19 protein-coding genes and 3 pseudogenes are annotated in these 21,695 nt (G+C 69.9%); 10 read left to right on the top strand and 12 right to left on the bottom strand.

The genetic code is table 11. The annotated features are described in order from the left end of the window. Window positions 1-22 precede the first annotated feature (22 nt). The 10 genes and pseudogenes from NVV57_10280 (at window position 23) to NVV57_10235 (ending at window position 12,180) form a co-directional block, all read left to right on the top strand. On the top strand, window positions 23-775 hold the full coding sequence (locus NVV57_10280) for a helix-turn-helix domain-containing protein (protein MCR6713043.1): 753 nt from the start codon (window positions 23-25) through the stop codon (window positions 773-775). Further along, window positions 772-4,486: pseudogene (locus NVV57_10275) on the top strand (nitrate reductase subunit alpha). The gene NVV57_10280 and the pseudogene NVV57_10275 overlap by 4 nt, the downstream one beginning before the upstream one ends. Next, the gene (gene narH, locus NVV57_10270; GenBank protein MCR6713042.1) at window positions 4,486-6,144 is read left to right on the top strand and encodes a nitrate reductase subunit beta; all 1,659 of its coding nucleotides are present in this window, start codon (window positions 4,486-4,488) and stop codon (window positions 6,142-6,144) included. The pseudogene NVV57_10275 and the gene narH overlap by 1 nt, the downstream one beginning before the upstream one ends. Continuing rightward, window positions 6,141-6,788, top strand: a complete 648-nt coding sequence (narJ, locus tag NVV57_10265) for a nitrate reductase molybdenum cofactor assembly chaperone (GenBank protein ID MCR6713041.1) — start codon at window positions 6,141-6,143, stop codon at window positions 6,786-6,788. Before narH ends, narJ begins: the two co-directional genes overlap by 4 nt. Further along, window positions 6,785-7,561 carry a respiratory nitrate reductase subunit gamma gene (gene narI / locus NVV57_10260; GenBank protein ID MCR6713040.1) on the top strand — a complete coding sequence of 259 codons (777 nt, stop codon included), beginning with the start codon at window positions 6,785-6,787 and terminating at the stop codon, window positions 7,559-7,561. Before narJ ends, narI begins: the two co-directional genes overlap by 4 nt. 14 nt (window positions 7,562-7,575) lie before the next feature. Further along, window positions 7,576-8,082, top strand: a complete 507-nt coding sequence (locus tag NVV57_10255; protein MCR6713039.1) for a molybdopterin-binding protein — start codon at window positions 7,576-7,578, stop codon at window positions 8,080-8,082. Beyond that, on the top strand, window positions 8,082-8,501 hold the full coding sequence (locus tag NVV57_10250) for a molybdenum cofactor biosynthesis protein MoaE (protein ID MCR6713038.1): 420 nt from the start codon (window positions 8,082-8,084) through the stop codon (window positions 8,499-8,501). Before NVV57_10255 ends, NVV57_10250 begins: the two co-directional genes overlap by 1 nt. Next, the gene (gene moaA, locus NVV57_10245; protein ID MCR6713037.1) at window positions 8,498-9,493 is read left to right on the top strand and encodes a GTP 3',8-cyclase MoaA; all 996 of its coding nucleotides are present in this window, start codon (window positions 8,498-8,500) and stop codon (window positions 9,491-9,493) included. The genes NVV57_10250 and moaA overlap by 4 nt, the downstream gene beginning before the upstream one ends. A 21-nt stretch (window positions 9,494-9,514) precedes the next feature. Beyond that, a complete protein-coding gene (locus NVV57_10240) occupies window positions 9,515-10,855 on the top strand; it encodes a hypothetical protein (GenBank protein MCR6713036.1) in 1,341 nt (446 codons plus the stop codon). Next, window positions 10,852-12,180, top strand: coding sequence for a multicopper oxidase domain-containing protein (locus NVV57_10235; protein ID MCR6713035.1), 1,329 nt, complete (start codon window positions 10,852-10,854; stop codon window positions 12,178-12,180). Before NVV57_10240 ends, NVV57_10235 begins: the two co-directional genes overlap by 4 nt. Here NVV57_10235 and NVV57_10230 read toward each other — a convergent pair. From NVV57_10230 to nirB, 12 genes and pseudogenes are all read right to left on the bottom strand, one after another. After that, a complete protein-coding gene (locus NVV57_10230; protein MCR6713034.1) occupies window positions 12,177-12,413 on the bottom strand; it encodes a MoaD/ThiS family protein in 237 nt (78 codons plus the stop codon). The genes NVV57_10235 and NVV57_10230 overlap by 4 nt on opposite strands. Beyond that, complete coding sequence (locus tag NVV57_10225; GenBank protein MCR6713033.1) at window positions 12,410-12,673, bottom strand: DUF6457 domain-containing protein; 264 nt, start codon at window positions 12,671-12,673, stop codon at window positions 12,410-12,412. Before NVV57_10225 ends, NVV57_10230 begins: the two co-directional genes overlap by 4 nt. Then, entirely contained in the window at window positions 12,670-13,251 is a 582-nt protein-coding gene (locus NVV57_10220; GenBank protein ID MCR6713032.1) for an NTP transferase domain-containing protein, read from the bottom strand. The genes NVV57_10225 and NVV57_10220 overlap by 4 nt, the downstream gene beginning before the upstream one ends. After that, a complete protein-coding gene (gene moaC / locus NVV57_10215; protein MCR6713031.1) occupies window positions 13,239-13,706 on the bottom strand; it encodes a cyclic pyranopterin monophosphate synthase MoaC in 468 nt (155 codons plus the stop codon). Before moaC ends, NVV57_10220 begins: the two co-directional genes overlap by 13 nt. Further along, window positions 13,703-13,888, bottom strand: coding sequence for a hypothetical protein (locus tag NVV57_10210; GenBank protein ID MCR6713030.1), 186 nt, complete (start codon window positions 13,886-13,888; stop codon window positions 13,703-13,705). The genes moaC and NVV57_10210 overlap by 4 nt, the downstream gene beginning before the upstream one ends. A 143-nt stretch (window positions 13,889-14,031) precedes the next feature. Then, window positions 14,032-14,907 (bottom strand): annotated as a pseudogene (locus tag NVV57_10205) (molybdopterin molybdotransferase MoeA). Further along, a complete protein-coding gene (locus tag NVV57_10200; GenBank protein MCR6713029.1) occupies window positions 14,900-15,628 on the bottom strand; it encodes a HesA/MoeB/ThiF family protein in 729 nt (242 codons plus the stop codon). The pseudogene NVV57_10205 and the gene NVV57_10200 overlap by 8 nt, the downstream one beginning before the upstream one ends. Further along, window positions 15,618-16,319 (bottom strand): sirohydrochlorin chelatase, encoded by a 702-nt coding sequence (locus NVV57_10195; protein MCR6713028.1) that lies wholly within the window; start codon window positions 16,317-16,319, stop codon window positions 15,618-15,620. Before NVV57_10195 ends, NVV57_10200 begins: the two co-directional genes overlap by 11 nt. Further along, on the bottom strand, window positions 16,316-17,428 hold the full coding sequence (locus NVV57_10190) for a uroporphyrinogen-III synthase (GenBank protein MCR6713027.1): 1,113 nt from the start codon (window positions 17,426-17,428) through the stop codon (window positions 16,316-16,318). The genes NVV57_10195 and NVV57_10190 overlap by 4 nt, the downstream gene beginning before the upstream one ends. 13 nt (window positions 17,429-17,441) lie before the next feature. Next, complete coding sequence (cobA, locus tag NVV57_10185) at window positions 17,442-18,656, bottom strand: uroporphyrinogen-III C-methyltransferase (GenBank protein ID MCR6713026.1); 1,215 nt, start codon at window positions 18,654-18,656, stop codon at window positions 17,442-17,444. Beyond that, window positions 18,653-19,030 carry a nitrite reductase small subunit NirD gene (gene nirD, locus NVV57_10180; GenBank protein MCR6713025.1) on the bottom strand — a complete coding sequence of 126 codons (378 nt, stop codon included), beginning with the start codon at window positions 19,028-19,030 and terminating at the stop codon, window positions 18,653-18,655. The genes cobA and nirD overlap by 4 nt, the downstream gene beginning before the upstream one ends. After that, window positions 19,027-21,584 (bottom strand): annotated as a pseudogene (gene nirB / locus NVV57_10175) (nitrite reductase large subunit NirB). The gene nirD and the pseudogene nirB overlap by 4 nt, the downstream one beginning before the upstream one ends. Between the last annotated feature and the right edge of the window lie 111 nt (window positions 21,585-21,695).

Genomic DNA, 21,695 nt, shown 5'->3' with positions numbered 1-21,695 from the left:
GGAATAGTGGTAGGAAGGTGGCATGGCAACGTCCAGCCAGGAGCTCGAGGGCGCACTCCGGCGCCTCGTCGCGCTCGGCTCGCCGAAGGCGCCGCACTCGAGCGTTCTCGTGGGCTCGCGCCGTGCGATCGTCGACGCTCTGCTCGCCGCGGATGAGGCCCTCGCCATCGAGGACATCGCCGCTGCAACCGATCTGCACGTCAACACCGCGCGCCACCACCTCGACGTTCTCGTCGCCGCCGATCTCGTGACGCGCACCACCGCGGCCGCCGCGGGTCGCGGCCGCCCCAAAGTCCTCTACACGCCCTCCGCCGCCGCCGCCGAGCCATACGATGAACTGGAACAGTTCCTCACTCGCGCAGTAGTGGCAAGTATGGAGGATGAGGTGGCCATCGAGACGGCCCGACGCTGGGCCTCCTCAGTGCCCCAAGTCGGCACCGCGCGCGACCTAGACGAGGCGGTGGCCCGAGCGGTGGAGTCGCTCCAGAGAGCCGGATTCAAGGCGCACACCGACGAGGTGGGCGACACCATCACGATGTCCGAGTGCCCGTACGCGAGCCTCATCGACGACCACCCGATGATCTGCACCATCCACGCCGAACTCGTCTCGAACCTGCTCAAGCGCACCGGCCAGCCCGTGACGCTCGAGGGCTTCGACGTCTGGGTGCGGCCGGGTGTGTGCCGCGCCCGCCTCAATCGACCGGACACCGTTCCCACACGCATCGCCATCGCACCGTCGTCCACCCCACGCCCACCCACCAAGGAGCAGCCATGACCACCACAGCGTCGGGCACCACCGCAACAGGAAACCCGGACGCGGCGGCAAGCCTGCTCGTCAAGGCGGGCCGCTTCTTCCACCCGGGAACCGTCGCCGAGGACATGCGCACGGTCACGCTCGAGGGCGGGCGCGGCGCCGACGTCTTCTACCGCGATCGGTGGAGCCACGACCGCATCGTCCGCTCCACGCACGGAGTCAACTGCACGGGCTCCTGCTCCTGGAAGGTCTACGTCAAGGACGGCGTCATCACCTGGGAGACGCAGCAGACCGACTACCCGAGCACCGGCCCTGACAGCCCAGAGTATGAGCCCCGCGGCTGCCCCCGAGGCGCCGCATTCTCCTGGTACACCTACTCCCCCACGCGGGTGAAGTACCCGTACATCCGCGGAACGCTGCTCGACGCGTACCGCAACGCGAAGGCGGAGCACGCAGACCCCGTGGCGGCGTGGAAGGCCGTGGTGAGCGATCCCGAGACCAGGCGCATGTACCAGCGGGCCCGCGGCAAGGGCGGGCTGGTGCGCGCCCGCTGGAGCGAGGTCAAGGAGATCATCGCCGCGGCCCACGTGCACACGCTCATGGAGCACGGCCCGGACCGGGTCTTCGGCTTCTCCCCCATCCCGGCGATGTCGATGGCGTCCCACGCGGCCGGCGCCCGCTTCATCTCGCTGATGGGCGGCTCGATGCTGTCGTTCTACGACTGGTACGCGGACCTTCCGGTGGCATCGCCCCAGGTATTCGGCGACCAGACGGACGTCCCTGAGTCCGCGGACTGGTTCAACGCCGCCTATCTCATCATGTGGGGATCCAACGTTCCCGTGACGCGCACCCCGGACGCGCACTTCATGACGGAGGCTCGCTACCGCGGCCAGAAGGTGGTGGTGGTCTCCCCCGACTACGCGGACAACACCAAGTTCGCGGACGAGTGGCTCAACCCCCACCCGGGCACGGATGGCGCGCTCGCGATGGCGATGGGCCACGTCATCCTCAAGGAATTCTTCGTGGAGCGCACCGTGCCTCGGTTCGTCGACTACGTGAAGCGCTACTCGGACCTGCCGTTCCTCGTCACCCTTGAGGAGCGGGACGGCGCGTACGTGCCCGGGAAGTTCGTCACCGCCGCGGACCTCGGAGATACGAGCGAGAACGCGGCCTTCAAGACGGTGCTCATCGACTCCGCGACGGGCCGGCCCGCCGTGCCGAACGGCAGCCTCGGCTTCCGGTTCGGCGAGGAGGGCGAGGGCAAGTGGAACCTGGACCTCGAGGGGGTCGACCCCGCCCTGAGCCTCCACGGAGCGCGCGGAACGGGCACCTCGGAGGTGCTGCTGCCCCGCTTTGACACGGGCCAGGAGACCGACGAGCGCGGCGGAGTGCTGCGCCGCGGCGTGCCCTCGGCCACGCTCGAGACGGCCAACGGGCCCGCCCTCGTCACCACCGTCTTCGACCTCATGCTCGCGCAGTACGGCGTCGGCAGGGACGGCCTCCCCGGCGAGTGGCCAACCGGATACGACGACCCCTCTCCCTACACTCCCGCGTGGCAAGAGGAGATCACGGGGCGTGCCTGCGGACGCCGCCGCCCGCGTTGGCCGCGAGTTCGCGCAGAACGCCGAGGACTCCGGTGGCCGCTCGCTCATCCTCATGGGCGCCGGCACCAACCACTACTTCCACTCCGACGCCATCTACCGCACCTTCCTCGCGCTCATCACGCTCACGGGATGCCAGGGAGTCAATGGCGGCGGCTGGGCGCACTACGTGGGCCAAGAGAAGTGTCGTCCGGTGACCGGATGGGCGCAGCTCGCTTTCGGCCTCGACTGGGCGCGGCCCCCGCGTCAGATGATCGGCACCGGCTTCTACTACACGCAGACCGACCAGTGGCGCTACGACGGCATGATGCCGAGAGACATCTCGTCGCCGCTCGGCAAGGGACTGTTCGAGGGCCAGCACTCGATGGACGTGCTCGCCCAGTCGGCGCGCTCGGGGTGGATGCCGTCCTACCCAACTTTCAACCGCTCAAGCCTGGAACTGGGAGAACTCGCGGCAGCGTCGGGCAAGCAGCCCGGCGAGTTCATGAAGGAGCAGTTGCTCTCCGGCGAGACCAGCTTCGCCATCGAGGACCCCGACGCCGAGGACAACTGGCCGCGCATTCTCACCGTGTGGCGGGCGAACCTGCTGGGCTCGTCCGCGAAGGGCAACGAGTACTTCCTGCGCCACCTCCTCGGCACGCACTCGGCCGTGACGGCCGAGGACAGCCCGGAGGAGCTGCGGCCGCGGGACGTGAAATGGCGCGACGAGGCGCCGGAGGGAAAGCTGGACCTGCTGGTGTCGCTCGACTACCGCATGACGTCCACCGGGCTGTTCTCCGACATCGTGCTGCCCGCGGCCACGTGGTACGAGAAGAACGACATCGCGTCCACGGACATGCACCCGTTCGTGCACGCGTTCACGCCGGCGATCAACCCGCCGTGGGAGACCAAGAGCGACTGGGACACGTTCCGCGAGCTCGCCGAGTCGATCTCCGAGCTGGCTCCCGGCCACATCGAGAAGGTCACGGACCTCGTGGCGGTGCCGCTGCTTCACGACACCGCGGACGCGATGAGCGTGCCCGGCGGCGTGGTCAAGGACTGGAAGGCGGGCGAGGTTGACCTGATTCCCGGCAAGACGGCGCCCAAGTTTGTGCTCGTGGAGCGCGACTACACGGAGCTTGGCGCCAAGTGGTCGGCGCTCGGCCCGCTCATGGAGAAGCTGGGCACGCTCACCAAGGGCGTCGCCGTCAACGTGGCGCCAGAGGTTGAGCGGCTCGCCCAGCTCAACGGCGTAATAGCCGACGGCCCGGCGGCCGGGCGCCCGTCTCTCGTCACCGCGGTGCACGGGTGCGAGACTATCCTCGCGCTCTCCGGCACCACGAACGGGCGCGTGGCGGTGGAGGGCTTCCGGAACGTCGAGAAGCGCACGGGTCAGCATCTGGCCCACCTCGCGCTCGAGGAGGAGGGCAAGCGCATCACCTACCCGGACACGCAGTCGCGGCCGGTGCCGGTGATCACGTCGCCGGAGTGGTCCGGCTCCGAGCACGGCGGCCGACGCTACACAGCCTTCACGATCAACGTGGAGCACCTCAAGCCGTGGCACACGCTCACGGGCCGTCAGCACTTCTTCCTCGACCATGACTGGATGGCGGAGATGGGCGAGAACCTGCCCACGTTCCGGCCACCGCTCAACATGCACCGCATGTACGGGGACCAGGGCCAGGGTCGCGAGAAGGAGGTGACGGTGCGCTATCTGACGCCTCACTCGAAGTGGTCCATTCACTCGAATTACCAGGACAATCAGTACATGCTGTCGCTGTCTCGAGGCGGCCCTGACCTATGGATGAGCGTCGAGGACGCCGCGGCCATCGGGGTCAAGGACAACGAGTGGATCGAGGCGTACAACCGCAACGGCGTTGTGGTTGCGCGCGCGGTCGTCAGCCACCGAATGCCCGCGGGCACGGTGTTCATGTACCACGCGAAGGACCGCGTGGTGGATGTTCCGATCGCGGAGACCTCCGGCCACCGCGGCGGTATTCACAACTCGCTCACCCGCCTCATGATCAAGCCGACGCACGTGGTGGGCGGTTACGGGCAGCTGTCCTTCGCCTTCAACTACCTAGGCCCAACCGGAAACCAGCGCGACGAGGTCACGGTCATCCGCCGTCGGTCGCAGGAGGTGACGTACTGATGAAGGTCATGGCCCAAGTGGCGATGGTGATGAACCTCGACAAGTGCATCGGGTGCCACACGTGCTCGGTGACGTGCAAGCAGGCGTGGACCAACCGTGACGGCATGGAGTACGCGTGGTTCAACAACGTGGAGACGCGGCCCGGCCTCGGATACCCGCGCACCTACCAGGACCAGGAGAAGTGGCAAGGCGGGTGGGTGCTCACCAAGCGCGGCAAGCTCAAGCTGCGCCAAGGAGGCCGCGTCAAGCGCCTCGCCTCGATCTTCGCCAACCCCAAGCTCCCCGGCGTCGAGGACTACTACGAGCCGTGGACCTATGACTACGACAACCTGCTGACGGCCCCTCAGGGCCGCACCTCCCCCGTGGCTCAGCCGCAGTCCGCGATCACGGGCAAGCCCATGAAGATCACGTGGTCCGCGAACTGGGACGACGACCTCGCGGGCGCCCCTGAGACCGCGGGCGGCGACCCCGTCATCAAGGCGATCAAGGACAAGGTGACGGACCGCGTCAAGTTCGAGTACGAGCAGGCGTTCATGTTCTACCTGCCGCGCATCTGCGAGCACTGCCTGAACCCGGCCTGCGTGGCCGCGTGCCCGTCAGGCGCGATGTACAAGCGCGCGGAAGACGGCATCGTGCTTGTGGACCAGGATGCGTGCCGCGGCTGGCGCATGTGCGTCACCGGCTGCCCCTACAAGAAGGTGTTCTTCAACCACGCCACCGGCAAGGCCGAGAAGTGCACGCTGTGCTACCCGCGCATCGAGGCAGGGCTCCCCACGGTGTGCTCCGAGACGTGCGTTGGGCGCCTGCGCTACTTGGGCCTGTTCCTGTATGACGCGGACAAGGTCACCGCTGCCGCCGCGACCCCCAACCCGCAGGACCTCTACGAGGCGCAGCTTGACCTGATCCTGGACCCGCATGACCCCGCGGTGCAGGCCGCGGCGGCCCGCGACGGGATCCCCGCGGACTGGATCGAGGCGGCAGGCCGCTCTCCCGTCTACCGCCTCGCCAAGGAGTTCCGCGTGGCACTGCCGCTGCACCCCGAGTACCGCACCATGCCCATGGTCTGGTACATCCCGCCGCTGTCCCCCGTCTCCGAGGCGCTGCGGGACACCGGCCACGACGGCGAGGACGCGGGCAGCCTCTTCGGCGCGCTGCGGTCCCTGCGCATCCCGATTGAGTACCTGGCAGAGCTCTTCACGGCCGGCGACCCGGCGCCCGTGCTGCGCTCTCTGGACACCCTGGCCGCGATGCGCTCCTACATGCGCGACCACAACCTGGGCAACGCCACCAAGCCGGAGATCCCGGCCGCGGTGGGGCTCGACGAGACCGCGATCCTCGAGCTGTATCGCCTGCTCGCGATCGCAAAGTACGAGGACCGCTACGTCATTCCTGCCGCCCACGCCGAGGTGGCACGCGAGCTCGACGACCTCACCTGTTCGCTGGATTCGGTCGGCGGCCCCGGCGGGAACGGCCCCGAGGCGCACGCCTCCCACCCCAACGTGCTGCCCGCGGACTCCTTCCACGTGCTCAAGGGCGTGGAGCAGGAGCGCCGCGAGTCCCTGGTGACCACGGCGTCGGTCAATCTGCCGCACTGGGACGGCAAGGGCGTCGCGCTTGGCATGCCGCCCATTCGCAAGGAATCGGAGGAACGGCCATGACGGACCTCACCGCCGCCGCCCGCCTGTGCGCGGCCTGGCTGCTGTGGTACCCGGACGAGCAGCTCGCGGAGCGGCTGCCCCAGATTCGCGCCGCCGTTGCCGAGCTGCCGGAGGCCACGCGCGCGCCGCTGTCCGACGCTGTGGCCTGGCTTGACGAGGTGGGTTTCGTCGAGGCGCAGCGCCACTATGTCGACACCTTCGACATGCGCCGCCGCACCGCCCTGTACCTCTCTTTCTGGACAGACGGCGATACCCGCAACCGCGGGTTCGCGCTGCTGCGGTTCAAGCAGGCGTACCTCTCCTCCGGCTTCGAGTTCGGAGACGAGGAGCTTCCCGACCACCTGGCGGTGGTGCTCGAATTCGCCGCGATCGGCAACCAGCTCACCGGAGATGCGCTACTCGTTGAGAACCGCGTGGGGATGGGGCTCATGCGCGAGGCGCTCACGAAGGCCCAGTCGCCATATGCCCGCGTCATCGACGCGGTGCTCGCCACCCTTCCCGCCATGACGCCGGAGATCGCGAGGCGGATGGCGGAGCTCGCGCGCACGGGACCGCCGGTCGAGACGGTTGGCCTGGAGCCGTTCCCCACCGCGCCGCGCCCCTACGCGTCGGACGCCCTGACACCCACCGGAGCAGCATCATGAGCGCCGTCTTTGCCGCGACCACCACCACCGACCTGCCCACCGGCTCGCTGCTGCTGTGGACGGCCCTGCCATACGTGTGCCTCGCGATCCTCATCGTGGGCCTCGTGTGGCGCTACCGCTTCGACAAGTTCGGCTGGTCCACGCGGTCGAGCCAGATCTACGAGAAGCGGCTCATGCGCATCGCGTCGCCGCTGTTCCACTACGGCATCATCTTTGTGGCGTTCGGCCACGTGCTGGGGCTGCTCATTCCCGAGACCTGGACGGAGGCGCTCGGCCTCGACGAGCATACGTACCACATGCTCACCTTGCCGATGTCGCTCGCCGCGGGCGCGGCTGCGCTCGTGGGCTTCGTCATGCTCGTCTACCGTCGCCGCACAAGTGCCCTGGTATTCCAGCGCACCACCGCCAACGACAAGGCCATGTACCTGTTCCTCGGCGCCGCGATCCTGCTCGGCGTGACCGCGTCCTGGTACGCGTCCGGCATCTTCGGCGAGGGCCACAACTACCGCGAGGACGTCTCCGTGTGGCTGCGCTCGGTGCTGCTGTTCCAGCCCCAGCCAGAGCTCATGGCGTCCGCGCCCATGATCTTCCAGGCCCACGCCATCGCGGGCTTCGTGCTCTTCGCGGTCTGGCCCTTCACGCGCCTCGTGCACGCCCTGTCCGCGCCGATCCAGTACGTCGCCAGGCCGTACATCGTGTACCGCACCCGCGACCAGTACCCCACGGGCGCGCGCGCTCCGCGGCGCGGCTGGGAACCCACGCGCAGGGACTAGGAGCGCCGCCAAGAGTGATTGCCAATACCCCCTCCCTTGACGGCCTACACGTCGCCATCGTCACCGTCTCCGATCGTGCCGCCTCCGGCGAGAGGCCCGACGCTACGGGACCAGTGATCGCCTCGACCTTCGCCCACCGCGGGGCCAGAACGGACCTGGTCACCGTCGGTGACGACGTCACCGAGGTGAGGCTGGCGATCGAGGGGGCCATAGCGTCGGGCGCCAGAGCGGTGGTGACCACGGGCGGCACGGGGGTGGGGCCGCGGGACGCGACCCCCGAGGCCACCGCCCCCCTGCTCGAGCACGAGTTGCCCGGCATTCCTGAGCTGCTGCGGCAGCGCGACGCTGGGCGAACCCCGCTCGTGGCGCTGTCGCGCGGGCTCGCCGGCGTCACCGCGCGCCCACGGCCCGCGGTCGTGGTCAATCTGCCCGGCGCGCCGTCCGCAGTGGCGTCTGCGCTCGAGGTGCTTCCGGATGTGCTCGCCCACGCGATCGAGCAGCTGGACGGCGGTGACCACTGATGCCCGCGATCGCCGCGCTCAGCGCGCTGCCGCTGTCCCTCGATGAGCACGTCGCCGCTGTGAGCGATCCGTCCCACGGCGCGGTGGCGACCTTTGTGGGCCTCGTGCGGGACCACGATCCGAGCGTCGAGGGGGTGGTGACCGCGCTCGAGTACTCGGCGCACCCCAATGCGGCCGCCGTGCTCGAGCGGATCGTCGCCGAGGTCGAGCGGGCGCACGGCGCCGTCATCGCCCTGTCCCATCGCGTGGGGACGCTCGCGGTGGGAGAGCCCGCAATCGTCGCCGCGGCGGCGCACGCCCACCGGGCGGCCGCCTTCGACGCGTGCCGAGAGGCAGTGGAACGCATCAAGGCCGAACTGCCCATCTGGAAGCGCGAGATCATGGCCGACGGCTCCCACAGCTGGGTGGGCCTCGCATGAATCGCCTGGTAGATCGCTATGGACGGGTCCACACGGACCTGCGCATCTCGCTCACCGACCGCTGCTCGCTGAGGTGTACGTATTGCATGCCGGCCGACGGCGTGCCGTGGCTGGCATCCTCCACCCTCCTCACGACCGACGAGCTGGTGCGGCTCGCTCGCATCGCCGTCTCGCTCGGCGTCCGCGAGGTGCGGCTGACCGGCGGAGAGCCGCTGCTGCGGCCCGCGATCGTCGACGTGGTCGCCGAGCTCGCGGCGATCACCACCCCTGACGGACCGCTCGATCTCTCGCTCACCACCAACGCGCTGCGGCTGCCGTCGCTCGCCGCTCCTTTGCGCGACGCCGGGCTCAACAGGGTCAACATCTCGCTGGACACGCTGCAGCGGGCGCGGTTCATCGAGCTCACGCGGCGAGACCGGCTCGCGGACACGCTCGCAGGGATCGAGGCGGCCCGCGCCGTCGGATTCGCGCCAATCAAGCTCAACGCCTTGATTATGCGCGGTGTCAACGACGACGAGATCGCGGACCTGGTGCAGTTCGCCGTGGACCGCGGCCTGCAGATGCGCTTCATCGAGCACATGCCGCTCGACGCGGGGCACACGTGGCGCCGCGAGGAGATGGTGACGGCAGACGAGATCCTCGCCGCAATCTCCCGCCGCTTTGAGCTCACGCCGCTCGGCATCCACGGCACCGCCCCGGCCGAGGAATGGGCGATCGCGGGCGCGGACGTCACGGTTGGCGTCATCGCCTCCGTGACCCGCACCTTCTGCGAGCGCTGCGACCGCGTGCGCCTCACCGCGGACGGCCAGTTCCGCAACTGCCTCTTCGCCCACGAGGAATCCGACCTGCGCACCCTCTTGCGCGAGGGCGCCGACGACGACCGCATCGCCGAGGCGATGATCGCGTGCGTGGCGACCAAGCGCCCCGGCCACGGCATCGACGACCCCGCGTTTGTGCAGCCATCCCGTCCCATGAGCGCCATCGGCGGCTGACCAGACCCGTAAGGACAAGCAGTGCCCACCACAAACACTCCCGCGCGCCGTTCACGACGCCCCCGCACCGACAGGATCACCTCGGTATGGATGATCGCCGCTATCGTGTGCGCGGCACTCGTGGTGACCTCAACGGTGGACGTGCCGCAGGCGTGGTGGACCACGATTCACCTCGTCACCCTGGGCGTCCTGACCAACGGGATCATGCAATGGTCCTGGTATTTCGCCCGCGGTATCCTTCGCCTGCCGCCCGACTACCGCGGCGGGGCTCGCGATGCCTTCATCCGCGCCATCGCCTTCAACGCCTCGCTCGTGGCCCTCGTGGCGGGCATGTGGGCGGGCGTGATCCCGCTCGTGGTCGCGGCGGCCACGCTCGTGGGCGCCGCGGTCGCGTGGCACGGCTGGGCGCTCGCGTCCGCGAGCCGCACCGCGCTTGGCTCTCGCTTCCGGGCGGTGATCCGCTTCTACGTGGCAGCCGCCGCGCTGTTCGTGGCGGGGTGCGCGGTCGCCGGCGTGCTGGCCGTAGGCACCCTCGACGCTCACGCGCCGGCCTGGATCTCCGACGCCCTCGACCGCTGGGCTCTCGCCCACTCGCTGCTCATGGTGTGCGGCTGGCTTGGGCTGTCGATCGCGGGCACGCTCGTGACGCTCGGCCCCACGGTGCTGCGCACCAAGATGGAGGACGACGCCGCGCCTTCCGCGGTGCGAGCGCTCCCCTTCCTCGTGGCGGCTGTCGGTGTGGCCGCCGTTTCCGTGCTCGCGGGCTGGACCGTCGTGGCCGGCGTCTCGCTCGCGGTCTACGGCATTGGGCTTGGCGCGTGGATCGGCCTCCCGCTCGCGAAGGCGACGGCGCGGCGCGGCCCACGCGAGTACGCGGCGTGGTCCATGGTCGCCGGCGTTGCCTGGGGCGGGCTCGGCATCGCGGCTTTCGCGGTTCTCATCGCCAGGGCGCCCGACGCTGCTGCGGCTCAGCAGTCCGCCGTCCAGTGGATTCCGGTCATCGGGGCCGCGTCGGTGGCGCAGATCTTCGTCGGAGCCCTCTCGTACCTGCTACCCGTCGTTGTTGGCGGCGGCCCCACGCCCGTGCGCACGGGGATCGCAACCATCGAGACGCTCGCCACGGCGCGGCTCGTGGTGCGGAACGTGGCCCTCGTCGCGCTCGCCGTGACGATCGGCGTCGGCTCCGCCGCGCGGTGGGCGTGGTGGCTGCTCGTGATCCTCACGTTCGCGGCCGACGTCGTTGCCTTGGCCGCCGCCGGCGCTCGCCAGGCTAAGGCCCGCCGCGCGCACCGCGAAGATGCATTCGAGCCTTTGCCCCCGCTCGGCACGCGGCCGCCCGTGACCCCTACGGAGGAGTCATGACCGAACAGCGCGCGAACCGGGTCGCGCAAGCGGTGATCGGGGTGCTCGCGGTGGTGCTCGTCACCCTCGCCGCGCTGCTGTGGGCCACCGCAGAGCGGGGCGGCAGCGAGCCGGGAACCACAGCGTCGGGCACTACAACCGGCCAGACGACGACGGTGACGGTCAAGGTGGCCGGAATGAGTTACGTGCCCAACCGCATCGAGGTGCCCGCGGGCAACCGCCTGGTCATCACGTTCGAGAACACGGGGGACGCGGTGCACGATCTGGTGCTCGCGTCTGGCGTAGGCACCGATCGCCTGGCGCCGGGCGAGAGCGGCACGGTGGACGCCGGAGTCATCACCGCCGGCACTCAGGCGTGGTGCACCATCGCGGGCCACCGTGCCATGGGAATGAGCCTCGACATCGTGGCGGTGGGCGGCGCGAGCCCCAGCCCGTCGCACACGGACGACGCCGCCGTCTCCGCGCCGACGATGGCGGCGCTCATGGAGCAGGCCGCGCTAACCCCCGCGAGGGACGCCGCACTGCCGTCCCTGGAGCCCGGCACCGTTCACGACGTCACCCTCACCGTGACCGAGAGCACGGAGACGATCGCGGAGGGCGTCACGCGCGCCGTGTGGACCTACAACGGCACCACACCCGGACCGATTCTTCACGGCAAGGTGGGCGACACGTTCCGCGTGACCCTGGTCAACGACGGCACGATGGGGCACTCGATCGACTTCCACGCGGGCGAGCTCGCTCCAGACGAACCGATGCGCACCATTGAGCCCGGCGAGAGCCTCGTCTACGCATTCACCGCCGATAGGCCTGGTATCTGGATGTATCACTGCTCCACGATGCCCATGTCGCAGCACATTGCGAGCGGGATGTTCGGGGCGGTGGTGATCGAGCCGGATGATCTGACTCCCGTGGATCGCTCCTACGTGCTGGTGGAATCCGAGATCTACCTGGGCGCGAACGGCGAGCCCGCGAACACGGACAAGCTGGCCGCGCTCGCCCCCGACGTGATGGCGTTCAACGGCCGCGCGTTCCAGTACGTGGAGCACCCGTTGCCCGTGCGCTCGGGCGAGCGGGTGCGCGTGTGGGTGCTCAACGCCGGCCCGAACGAGGCGCTGTCATTCCATGTGGTTGGAGAGCAGTTCGATCGGGTCTGGACCGAGGGCGTCGACACCGGCACCACGGGCGCTCAAGTGCTGCCGCTGCTGCCGGCGCAGGGCGGCTTCGTGGAGTTCACCGCGGGAGAGCCCGGCCACTACGCGTTCGTCAACCACGCCATGAGCCTGAGCGAGAAGGGCGCGCAGGGCGTATTCGAGGTGACCGACTAGCCGCCTGCGAACGGGGGCAGCACGTCCACGGTCTGACCCGCGGCGAGGGCACGGTCGCCCGTGCTGCGTTCGCCGTCGACCATCACGGAGCACTGGGTGCGGATGCGCGCGAACGCGTCTCCGAAGCGCTCGTCGAGGTCACGCTCGAGTTCCGCGAGAGTCGCGAAGTCGGCCGTCAGCTCGTCCACGCCCGCAGCCTCCGCGGCCGCGGCAAAGAGGCGCACTCTGGTCATTGGGGCGTGCCCTGCGGCCAGGCGAGGGCGGCAGCGCTCACGGCCTCGCCCGCGGCCGCAATGGCCTCAGGACCGCCACCTCGGGTCGCCGAGGCATAGCCCACCATGAAGGTCGCGATGGGGGCGCCGGGCCGCATCACATTGTGCGCGGCATCGCGGGCCACATCGAGGATCGCCTGCACGTCCAGGTCGCCGAGATCCACGTCAAGTTTCTTCGCGAGTGCCGCGACCCACGCGTCAAGAACGCTGTCCCCAGTCATGAGAACTCCCTTCGTGCCTGCTCAACATCTTCCCACGTATCCAGGTCTTTCGCGGCCCCCTCAGGCAGCTCCGCCTCGACCACGTCGAGACCGTCAAGCAGCGCCCTCATGGACGCGGACTCCACGTCCATGACGGCAAGCGCGGACGCGAGGGCGTCCCTCCTGTATAGGGCGAGAAGAGGCTGCCGGTGGCCATCCGCGAACCCGACAACAGCGTCGGGCCCGCTGTTCGCCGCCGCGAGCAACACCGGCACTGCGGCTGCCGCCCGGGGCGTATCGCACGCGAGCACGAGCACCCACTCGGCGTCCCCAACCAGGCCCAGACCGGCGGCAATGGCGGCAACCGGACCGCCGCCTGGAGGGTCCTCCCTGGTAGTCAGCTCCGGCGGGTGGTGGGCGCTTGGCGGTCCGACGACGATGGTCGCCGCAGCGCCCGCGGCCGCCTTGAGCGCTGACACCAGGAGCGGCTCGCCGCCGACCACGAGATCGGGCTTCGACGCGCCGCCGAGGCGACGGGCGCGGCCGCCGCTCAACACGATCGCGGCGTAGTCAACGTCAGGGGGCGTCAGCGCCGCCATGTCCCGGACTTGCCGCCCTCCTTGGACACCAGCTCCACGTCCCGGATCGCCGCCCGGCGATCGAGGCCCTTGACCATGTCGATCACGTTCAGGGCGGCCACGGAGACTGCCGTCAGCGCCTCCATCTCCACGCCCGTGCGGTCCGCGGTGCGCACGGTGCCGGTGATCTCCACGCCGCCGTCGCGGATCTCCAGGTCCAGTTCCACCCCATGCACGCCGATGACGTGCGCGAGAGCGATGAGGTCCGGGGCGCGCTTCGCCGCCTGGATGCCGGCCACGCGCGCCACCGCGAGCGCGTCTCCCTTGGGAACGGAGCCGTCGCGAAGCCTGGCCACCACGTCAGCGCCGACCTCCACGAAGGCGCGAGCGGTCGCGGCCCGCACCGTCGGCTGCTTCGCCGTGACGTCGACCATTCGCGCGTGGCCCGCATCGTCGAGGTGCACGAACTCGCTCATCCGCCTATCTCCATGACCACCACGGTATCGCCAGCGCGAACCTGGTCCGTCTCTGCAGGGATCACGGCGAGCGCCTCCGCCTTGGCGAGGCTCGCCACGAGGTGGGAGCCCGATCCGCGGGCGGTCGCGGGCGCCACCTCACCGCGACCCGCCTCCCCGTCCCCCACCCAGCGCACGGGCATGTACTGCTGCCTGCCCGCGGGGCAGTTCCAGCCTTCTGCGGCCACCGCGGTGCGGGGGACGGATCCGCCTCGCCCTGCAGCACGCGCAGCATGGGGCGAACGACGACCGCGAAAGACACCAGCACGGAGACCGGGTTCCCTGGCAGGCACGCGATGGGCACACCGTTCACGAGCCCGAGGCCCTGTGGCTTGCCGGGCTGCATCGCAACGTCTACGAAGTCCACGCCGCGAGGCGCAAGCGCGCCCTTCACCACGTCGTACGCGCCCTTGGAGACGCCGCCCGTGGTGACGATGAGGTCGGCTTCCACGCCATGAAGCGCATCGAGGAGGGCCTCGGGGTCGTCGCTCGTGTGCGGGAGGCGGAGCACGGTCGCCCCCGCGGCACGCACGAGCCCCGCGAGCACCACGGAGTTCGAATCGGCGATCTGGCCGGGCCCCGGCACCACGCCCGGAGCCACGAGCTCGTCGCCCGTGGCGAGGATGGCCACAACAGCGGCCGGTCGCGTGGGCACGTTGGCATGCCCGACGCTGGCGGCGGCGGCGAGGCGGGCGGCAGTGAGCACGGTGCCCGCCTTGAGCACGGTGTCCCCCTCTCCCACGTCCTCGCCAACGCGCCGAATGTGCGCCGCGGGCCGCGGCGCCTCCCGCACGCTCACCACCGCGCCGTCGTCGCTCGCGCGTTCGATGGGAACAACGGCGTCGGCCCCTTCGGGGACCACGGCTCCCGTCATGATGCGCACCGCCTGGCCCGCAGAAACGGTGCCCTCAAAGGGCCGCCCGGCCGCCGACTCACCCACGAGGGTCAAGAGAACGGGAGCGTCCGCGCTCGCTGCCGCAGCGTCGGCCCCAAGCAGGGCATAGCCATCCATCGCCGAGTTCGTGAACGGAGGGCTGGACCACAGGGCCACCACATCGTGGGCGAGCACGCGCCCAAGCGCGTCGTCGAGCGGCACGGACACAACGGGAAGCGGGCTCACGAGCGCGCGAGCGGCGGCGGCGTGGGCGGCGACGTCACGCATGGGTGGGGCGCTTCACGGGCACGGCGGGCTTGACGGCGACCTCGCGCCAGCGCCCCGAGCGGGCGTCGAGGATCGCGAGGGTGCCGACAAGCGGCGCGCCCGCACCGGTGACGACCTTGACGACCTCGGTGGCCATTGCGGTGCCGACCTGACCGCACAGCGTGCCGAGGACCGACGCGTTCTCGCATGCGTCGAGCTCGAGCGGCGGATCCTCGGGAAAGACGTCGTCGAGCCCGATGCTCGCGTCGAACACCGTGACCTGGCCGTGCCAGCCGTTCACCGCTCCCCACACGAGCGGAGTTCCGTTCGCGGCCGCCGCGCTCGCGACGATGCGTCGGCTCGCGAACGTGTCGGTGGCGTCCACGACGACGTCATGGCCCGCGAGGACGCCCCCGGCGGTGGCGTCCGAGAGGCGCGCGTCGAGCGGGGTGACCGCGGTCCATGGGGCGCGAGAGCGCAGCGCGGAGGCGGCGACATCGACCTTGCGCTGCCCAACGTCATCCGGCCCAAAGAGCACCTGGCGATGGAGGTTGGTGATGCTCACCGAGTCCGAGTCGATGAGCGTCAGCGCTCCAACGCCCGCCGCGGCCAGGTACTGGGCAACGGGGCACCCGAGGCCCCCGACGCCGACGATCGCGACGCGTGCCCGGCTCAGCGCGGACTGCCCTTCACCGGCGAAGCCCGCGAGGGCCCGCTGCCTCACGAACGGATCAGGTTCCACCTGCGTCACGATACCTGTCGGCGATGATGTCCACGAGCCGCTCATCGGGGGCGAGCGGCTCGGTCACCTGGTCCGCTCCCGCCTGCCCCAGCCGGTCCTGGAAGAACCCGGGTGAGAGCAGGTAGGAGACCACCGCCACGTCCGAGTCCGCCTCGTACTCGCCGTTGGCCCGAGCGGCCTCGACGGCTTGCGCCACGGTCGGCTCGATGCCTGCTGCATAGCCGACGCGCACCGGCCCGTCCCACGCGAGGCGCAGCGCATCCAGGGTCTTCTCCGTGTCCGCTTGAGACCTCGCATCGGAGCTGCCCGCGGGCGCGAGGACGAGCGTCGCAGTGGGTTGCACGGCTGCCTCCGCGACCCGGTCCCGCACAATGGCGATGAGCCGCGGATCGGGACCCAAAGGGAGAGCCGCCACAACGTCGGGCCTGGTAAGCACCGCATTGGCGATGTCCACGTGCACGTGATAGCCGCCCGCCAAGAGGTACGGCACCACCACCGCCGCGATCCCCTCCGCGCTCTCGGGGATGCCGAGCACCACCTCGTCGAGGTGTGGCTCCTGGACATCTACGTAGGCCGTGCACACCTCAACGCCGAGGCGCTCGGCAACGCTCTCGGCCACCGCGCGCACGGACGCCTGGCCAGCTGGGTCGCGCGTTCCGTGTGCGCACAGAATCAGGATCGGCGCGCTCATGCGGCCACCGCCAGCGCGTATCCGCGCTTCACGACCGTCCGCACCAGAGCTCGCGCTTGCGACGCCTCACGCAGTCGATTGACGGCCGCCTCAACCGCGTGCGCACCGCTTTGGCCGGACGGCATGATCTCGCCTAACTGCTCTCGGGTCAGCACGGATCCGTTCGCCGCGGCGAGGGCCTTGAGAATGGCGAAGCCCGACGGCGACACCGGCAGCACTTTGCCGTCCAGTACCGCGGTGGTCGCACGGATGACGAGTGAACCCGCCCGTGTGGGGCGAGCCAACTGCTCGTCGCCATAGTGCCGCACCACGTCGCGCACGAGGGCACCGAGCCGCCAACGGTCCGGATAGTGCACGGGAAGGCCCTCAAGCGCGAGCGGCTCCGCCGTCACGGGCCCCACGCACTGCAGCAGCAGCTCCCCCGCGAGCGCACGCTCGCGGATGCCCGTCAGAACGTCAAGCTCACGAGCCGCCGCGACCCATGCGCTGGCGCCAGGAGCCGAGGTGAACAGCACCGCATCACAGTGGCCGCTCGCCGCGGCCCGGAGCCACTCCACGTGAGCGGCGGGATCGAGCGGCGGTCCCCAGCCGTACACCACGAGCCCCACCACGTCCGCGCCGGCCGCAGCGAACGCCTCGTCGAGGCCGTCGGAGCCGTTGCCGTGGTGCTGCACCGCGATCCTCCGTCCGCTGACCCCCTCTGCCAGAAGATAGTCGCGCAACTCGGCCGCCGTCTCTGACTCGGCCACCCAGTCCGCCTCAAGCCCGGCGGCCTGGATCGCCCCGCGCGCCTTGGGACCCCGAGCGATGAGCCGGGCTCGTCCGAGCACGCCCAGCAACTCATCCGCAAGCCCCGCCGCATCCGCGGCCTCCACCCACGCGCGGAAGCCGATCCCCGTGGTGGCGACCACGACGTCCGGGGGCTCGGCGATGATCCCGCGGGTCTTGCGGACCAGCAGGTGGTCGTCGAGGTGGGAGACGGTTGACAGCGCGGGCGCGTGACGCACGATGGCTCCGCGCCGCTCGAGGGCGGCGGCGAGCTCGCGCTTGCGACGGTCCGCCGTGATCACCACGACGCACCCGACGAGCGGTTCACCGATTGCAGCCACGCCTGCCTCCCCTTCAGGAGGTGACGCCCGAGTCCGAACCGAGAAACCCCGGAGCCGCCACCTCTCCCACGACGATAACGGCGGGAGGTTTCACCGCCGTTTCGTTGGCGATACGAACGATCGCGCCCAGTTCACCCCGCGTCACGCGTTCCTGTGAGGTCGAGCCACGCTCGATGATGGCTACGGGCAACTGAGAATCGGCACCCGCGGCGAGGGCCGCCGGGACGATCCCCTCAAGGGCGTTGACGGCCATGAGGAACACCACGGTTGCGCCCGACGTGATCGCGGCGATAGCCGCGGCGTCCGCGCCCGCGTGGCCCGAGGTGACGAGAACGGAGTTCGAGACCGCCCGGTGTGTCACGGGGATGCCCGCGAGCGCCGGCACGCTCAGCGCGCTCGTGACGCCGGGCACCACCTCCACGTCAAGCCCTGCCTCGAGGCACGCCTGTACCTCTTCGCCTCCCCTGCCGAACACGAACGGATCGCCGCCCTTGAGGCGCACCACGGTCTTTCCCGCGAGCGCCCTGTCCACGAGGATCGCGTTGATCTCCTCTTGGGGAACCGGGTGATTATCAGGGCTTTTGCCCACGTTGATGATCTCAACGTCGTAGGGAACGGCAACCAGCAGCCCGGTGGCGCCAAGGCGGTCGGTGACCACAACGTCGGCCTCTGCCAATGCCTGCCGGCCGCGAACGGTGACGAGCCCCGGATCCCCGGGCCCGGAGCCCACCAGGATCACGCGCCCAGCCCCAGGCCGGCGGCGACGCAGGTCCACGTGTCCTGAGTCGATGTACTCGGCGATCGCGTCGCGCATCGAGCGGATCCGCTTGGGGTCCGGCGCCTCCAGCGACACCACGCCAACCGTCACATCGCCATGCGTGGACATCGCGGCCTGGCGCGCCGTGCCGCGCGAGGCGTCGGAAGCATCGATGCACCACACGCGCCGCTCGGTCGCCCACCCGGCGATCCGGTCGTTGAGAGCCGGGTCATCCGTGGCCGCGAGCACCAGCCAGGCGTCGTCCAGGTCCGAGGGTTCTACGGGGCGGGATTGCCAGGTCAGGTCGCCGTGGCTCGCCTGCCGTTGGATGTCGTCCGACGCTGTTGGCGCCACCACGCGCACGTCGGCTCCCGCGGTGAGAAAACGGCGCACGCGGCGCGTGGCCACGGCTCCCGCGCCCGCGACGAGGACGCGCTTGCCCGAGAGGTCAAGGCCGAAGAGGGTCGTCACCGGTAACCGGCCAGGTTGATGAACACCTGGCCATTGTCGAGGGTCACGGCGAATGTCTCCAAGTCCGGCCCGCCGGGTGCTGCGGGTTCGCGGTCCATCGTGGCGAGGCACATGCCCGTGCGCAGGGAGAACACCTGCTTGAAGATGGGCGAGGCGATCGTGGGTTCGCCCGCGCGAGTACCCGTGATGCCGCGGGACATCACGTGGGCGCCGGAGAAAGGATCCAGGTTCTGCACCGCGTAGACGCTGCCGTCCGTGAGGCGGAAGATCGCGACCTGGACGTCGCCGAGCCGCGTGTCGTGAAACAGCGCCGCCACACCCAGGTCCGGCGTGAGGCGATCCAGGTCGCAGACTGGCGTCAGCGTCGGAATCATGCCCGCACCTCCAAAGTGTCGCCTGCGACGAAAACCGGCCCGGCGGGACGCCGCTGCCCGCGCTCGGTGACGTAGGCGAGCGAGGGATCGGGAGCGTCGGGCGCGTTGATGAAGCTCGCGAACTGCGCGAGGCGAGCCGGGTCGCGGAGCACGGCCGCCCATTCGTCCTCGTAGGAGTCGATGTGGCGCGCCATGTGGGCGTCGAGGTCCGCGCAGATGCCGAGCGCGTCGTCGACGATGATCTCGCGCAGGCGATCAAGCCCGCCCTCGAAGTCCTCCTGCCAGGGCGCCGTGCGCTGCAGGCGGTCCGCCGTGCGGATGTAGAACATCAGGTAGCGATCGATGACCTGGAGCAGCGTTGCGTCATCGACGTCCTCCACCAGGAGTTGCGCGTGCTTGGGGTTGAAGCCGCCGTTGCCGCCTACGTAGACGTTCCAACCTTTCTCGGTGGCGATCACGCCAACGTCCTTGCCGCGAGCCTCCGCGCACTCGCGCGCGCAGCCCGAGACGCCAAGCTTGAGCTTGTGAGGGCTGCGCAGGCCGCGATACCTGAGCTCGAGCGCGATGGCCATGCCCACGGAGTCCTGCACGCCGTAGCGGCACCAGGTTGATCCAACACAGGACTTGACCGTGCGCAGGCTCTTGCCGTACGCGTGCCCGGACTCCATTCCGGCATCTACCAGGCGCTTCCAGATCAACGGGAGCTGCTCGATGCGCGCGCCGAACAGGTCGATGCGCTGGCCCCCAGTGATCTTGGTGTAGAGGCCGAACTCCTTGGCGACCTCGCCGATGACGATCAGCTTCTCCGGAGTGATCTCGCCGCCGGGCACGCGCGGCACCACCGAGTAGGTGCCGTCCTTCTGCATGTTCGCCATGACGCGGTCGTTGGTGTCCTGCAGCGCCGCGCGGCCCTCCGCGAGCACGTGGCCGTTGTACAGGCTCGCGAGGATCGACGCGACGGCGGGCTTGCAGATGTCGCAGCCCCTCCCCGTGCCGAACCGCTCGATGATGTCGCTGAACGCGGTGAGCTCCGCGATCTGCACGGCGTTGAAGAGCTCCGCGCGGCTCATCGCGAAGTGCTCGCACATGGCGTTGGAGACCGCGATGCCGGCACGCTCCAGCTCCGTGGTCATGAGCTTCTTCACGAGTGGCACGCACGAGCCGCACGCGGTGCCCGCCTTGGTGCAGGCCTTCACCGCGCTGAGATCGGTGCAGTCGTGTTCCGTGACTGCCCCGCGGATGGTGCCCGCGCTGACGTTGTTGCACGAGCACACTGTGGCGGCGTCCGGGAGCTCCAGCTGCGGGCGGTCCCCTGCCCCTTCGGGAAGCAGCCACGTTGCGGCGTCGCCGGGAAGCTCCGCGCCGACCATCGGCCGCAGGCTCGAGTACGCGGAGGCGTCGCCCACGAGGATGCCGCCGAGCAGTGTCCGCGCGTCGTCCGTCAGCACGAGTTTCTTGTACACACCCGCGACCGGGTCGGCGAAGACCACCTCGAGCGAGCCCGGCGTGGTCGCGAATGCGTCGCCGAAGCTCGCAACATCCACGCCCAGCAGCTTGAGCTTGGCCGAGGTGTCGGTTCCCGGATACGTGGATGTCCCGCCGAGCAGCCGGTCCACCGCGATCTCCGCCATCGTGTAGCCGGGGGCCACGAGGCCCACCCACGCACCCTGGATGGACGCGACCTCGCCGATTGCGCTGACGTTCGGGTCCGCGGTCAGGCACGTGTCGTCAACGGTCACGCCCCCCGTTCGCCCCGTTCAAGGCCCGACGCTGCGGCAAGTTCGTCTCGCGGCCTCACCCCGGTAGCGACGATGACGACGTCGGTGGCCAGTTCGGCGCCGTCGGCGAACCTCACCGAGCCCACTGTGCCGGTGCGGCCGGGCGCGAAGCGTGACGTGTTCGCGTCGAGCATCACGGAGACGCCGAGCTTCTCGACGAGCCGCTTGAGCGCGGCCCCGCCCGCGTCGTCCACCTGCACGTTCATGAGGCGCGGTCCGGACTGGATCACGGTAGATACGAGGCCCAACTCCTGAAGTGCACCAGCCGCCTCGAGGCCCAGAAGACCGCCACCGAGCACGGCTCCCCGCAGCACTCCGCCGCCGCGCTCAGCGCGCAGCCGCTCCACGTAGCCTCGGATCTCGGCGACGTCGTCGATGGTCCGGTAGACGAACACCCCTGGCAGATCGGCGCCCTTGATGGGCGGCACCCACGCGTAGGTGCCCGTAGCGAGCACCAGGTGGTCGTAGTGCTCGGTGGTTCCATCGGCAGCCGTGACCGTGCGCTGCTCGCGGTCGATCGCGGTGACACGGTGATCGCGGCGCAGGGTCACGAGCGCGTCGTCCCACAGCCCACGGTCGCCGAGCTCCAAGTCCTCTGGGTGGCGGCCCGTGAAGTAGGTGGTGAGCGCAACGCGGTCGTAGGGGCGGCGGGGTTCCTCCGCGCACACGGTCACGCGATAGCGGCCCTCGGTGTCGCGAGACCGCAGTGCCTCAACGAACCGATGCGCCACCATCCCGCCGCCAACGACCACCACGTGTTCCGGAGACTGGATCATGCTCACCACGCTAGGAAGGGCGTGTTACAGCGACTCCCTTCGGGCGTAAATGCGGCGCAACTTCCGTCTCACCCGCCACCGCCGCCGACTGTGAAATTCCGGTCACACCAC

It is taken from the genome of Demequina sp., assembly GCA_024707205.1.
Classification (GTDB): domain Bacteria; phylum Actinomycetota; class Actinomycetes; order Actinomycetales; family Demequinaceae; genus Demequina.
This window is presented reverse-complemented; position numbering and strand designations above follow the sequence as displayed.

Coding starts and splice junctions, on each gene's coding strand:
- NVV57_10280 (MCR6713043.1), top strand. CDS start 23: ATGGCAACGTCCAGCCAGGAGCTCGAGGGCGCACTCCGGCGCCTCGTC.
- narH (MCR6713042.1), top strand. CDS start 4,486: ATGAAGGTCATGGCCCAAGTGGCGATGGTGATGAACCTCGACAAGTGC.
- narJ (MCR6713041.1), top strand. CDS start 6,141: ATGACGGACCTCACCGCCGCCGCCCGCCTGTGCGCGGCCTGGCTGCTG.
- narI (MCR6713040.1), top strand. CDS start 6,785: ATGAGCGCCGTCTTTGCCGCGACCACCACCACCGACCTGCCCACCGGC.
- NVV57_10250 (MCR6713038.1), top strand. CDS start 8,082: ATGCCCGCGATCGCCGCGCTCAGCGCGCTGCCGCTGTCCCTCGATGAG.
- moaA (MCR6713037.1), top strand. CDS start 8,498: ATGAATCGCCTGGTAGATCGCTATGGACGGGTCCACACGGACCTGCGC.
- NVV57_10235 (MCR6713035.1), top strand. CDS start 10,852: ATGACCGAACAGCGCGCGAACCGGGTCGCGCAAGCGGTGATCGGGGTG.
- NVV57_10230 (MCR6713034.1), bottom strand. CDS start 12,413: ATGACCAGAGTGCGCCTCTTTGCCGCGGCCGCGGAGGCTGCGGGCGTG.
- NVV57_10225 (MCR6713033.1), bottom strand. CDS start 12,673: ATGACTGGGGACAGCGTTCTTGACGCGTGGGTCGCGGCACTCGCGAAG.
- NVV57_10220 (MCR6713032.1), bottom strand. CDS start 13,251: ATGGCGGCGCTGACGCCCCCTGACGTTGACTACGCCGCGATCGTGTTG.
- moaC (MCR6713031.1), bottom strand. CDS start 13,706: ATGAGCGAGTTCGTGCACCTCGACGATGCGGGCCACGCGCGAATGGTC.
- NVV57_10210 (MCR6713030.1), bottom strand. CDS start 13,888: ATGCCCGTGCGCTGGGTGGGGGACGGGGAGGCGGGTCGCGGTGAGGTG.
- NVV57_10195 (MCR6713028.1), bottom strand. CDS start 16,319: ATGAGCGCGCCGATCCTGATTCTGTGCGCACACGGAACGCGCGACCCA.
- nirD (MCR6713025.1), bottom strand. CDS start 19,030: ATGATTCCGACGCTGACGCCAGTCTGCGACCTGGATCGCCTCACGCCG.